General features: G+C 41.6%; 4 protein-coding genes. All 4 read right to left on the reverse strand.

The genetic code is table 11. The features are described from left to right. A partial coding sequence (locus ACEW8O_RS13055; protein ID WP_373495067.1) for an arginase family protein occupies positions 1–525 on the reverse strand: 525 nt, incomplete at its 3' end. Next, entirely contained in the window at positions 512–670 is a 159-nt protein-coding gene (locus ACEW8O_RS13060; RefSeq protein WP_373495068.1) for a hypothetical protein, read from the reverse strand. The genes ACEW8O_RS13060 and ACEW8O_RS13055, both read right to left, overlap by 14 nt. Further along, the gene (vap15, locus tag ACEW8O_RS13065; protein WP_373495069.1) at positions 654–881 is read right to left on the reverse strand and encodes a type II toxin-antitoxin system VapB15 family antitoxin; all 228 of its coding nucleotides are present in this window, start codon (positions 879–881) and stop codon (positions 654–656) included. The genes ACEW8O_RS13060 and vap15 overlap by 17 nt, the downstream gene beginning before the upstream one ends. A 176-nt stretch (positions 882–1,057) precedes the next feature. After that, on the reverse strand, positions 1,058–2,164 hold a 1,107-nt coding region (locus ACEW8O_RS13070; protein WP_373495070.1), incomplete at its 5' end, for a Gfo/Idh/MocA family protein.

Raw genomic sequence — 2,164 nt, forward strand, 5'->3', positions numbered from 1 at the left:
ACCTGAATGTCCTTTGCCATCAACCAAAGGCCTAAGGTCAAAATGGGCATCCAGGTTGATGATGCCCAATTTTTCACATTTGGCTTTCACCTGTTTAAAGATCCCCCGTCCATGGGCCAATGCCAGGTCATGTCCGCCACCCAGCAACACCGGGAAAACCTTATTGGCCAAAAGCTCTGAAACAGTCTCTGTTATGAAGTCATGGCTTTCTTCCATATTATTGTCCAAGGTGACAATATCACCCAAGTCAAATAATTGAGAATCATAGGGAAGGTGATAGGACATCGGAGCCATCATTTTCCTGATGGCCAGAGATCCATTTGCAGCACCTTTTCTCCCCTGATTTCTGATTACACCTTCATCACCTGCATATCCAAGTATTGCTACTTTTTTCCCATTGACATCTTTTTGGATGTTCATGTCCTGAAGGCATTGAATGGCCTGATGCCAATATTGCAGGTAATTGGAGGAGCGACCAACCCAGATGGAATTTGAGGTTGGCCGATGTAGTTTATTGGAGCTCATTGATGATGCTTTCAAATTCTTGAGGACTCAGGATTTTGGCAGAACCAAATGTCTTTATTTCCAATAAGTCCTTGTCTCCGGTCACTAAAAGGTCTGCCTCAGAAGAATCGATTAAATCCAGTAAAAAGCTATCTTTTTCTCTCATAGATTTCAAGTCTAACTTTCTCTACTTCATCATCTATATCTTGTTGACTTATTTCATCTGTTTTAAAACTCTTCAATAAATCAGATAATTTATAATCCAGAATTTCTTTTTCCAACATTTCAGTGAGTTGAATTTTCTCCTTAGTATTGAGTTGTTTGACTAAGTCAACTACTTGTTTATAAGAGGGTGATTGAATAGGCTCAGTTTTCATGTCTTTAATTTATTGTTCGGCTTTTATAGAGATACGCCAATTACTTATTTTTAGTCATTCCAGACCTATCTAATTTTTCCCACTTCTTTCTATATACCTTTTCAAATATATAATTGTGAACTCATTAGTGATTTTTAAAATACATAGGTATTGAGGAATGATATTTAATCAGCTATTCACATCCCAAACCCTTTTCTGTGTACTCTTCCCACAAACTGATTAGCTTCTTCTAGGTTAGTAATCAACATGTTGTCTCCATCCCAAAGCAATTTTTTACGCCCATAAAACTCCATTTGGCCTTTGCTGTTTTCTCTTCTCAGCATATAGCTTCGGATCGCCAAATTGCCCATCAACACTGTTTCTGTCATGGGACCTGCATAGTCAAAAGATGAAGTCAGAGCTTTGTGTTCTTTACTGCCAAAACCGGCCTTGCAGGCATCTACCCATTTTCTTTGATGTCCATATTCAGGCTCAATGTTCTCCTCTGTTTCCGGTCCGAATTCGGTGGTTCCATCATTCATATAAAGTTTGGGCATCAGTGGGGAACTGTCATTGATGTTGGTTGAGATAATCCCTTTTTCTCCGATAATGAGGACACCATTGGCGCTGCCTTTACCGCCAATATCATGATCTGCGGGAATGATATCAGGATGGGAAGGTCTAATGCCTCCATCACTCCAGGTCATTTCTATTGGAGATTTGCTTTTATCTGTCGCTGCAAAGTGAAGGGTGATGAATGAAGACGCAGGACAACCTTCAGGATTATAATCAGGGGTCCACATACGGGAGAATACTGTTCCTACACTACATTCGGCACTTTTGGGATAATGCAGTCCCAATGTTCTGAAAGGTATGTCAATCAAGTGACAGCCCACATCTCCAAGTGCTCCTGTGCCATAATCCCACCAACCTCTCCAATTGAATGGATGTAAATTGGGCGTAAATGGTATCTCAGGTGCCGGACCCAGCCACAGATTCCAGTTTAGGTCATCGGGTTTTTTACTTGGTTCAGGTTGGGGAAATGCAAAACCCTGAGGCCAAACGGGACGGTTTGTCCAGACCTGCACTTTGGATATTTTGCCCATTTTTCCGGAATCTACCCAATTTTGGACCATGTTCAGATATTCGTTGGATCCGCCCTGATTGCCCATTTGGGTGACGACCTTTTGCTTTCTGGCCATTTCGGTCAAGATTCTCGCTTCTTGGATATTGTGGGTCAAAGGTTTCTGAACATAAACATGGATACCCTTCTGCATGGCCATAGATGCTGCGGGTCCATGGAC

It is taken from the genome of Aquiflexum sp., assembly GCF_041749095.1.
Lineage (GTDB): Bacteria > Bacteroidota > Bacteroidia > Cytophagales > Cyclobacteriaceae > Aquiflexum.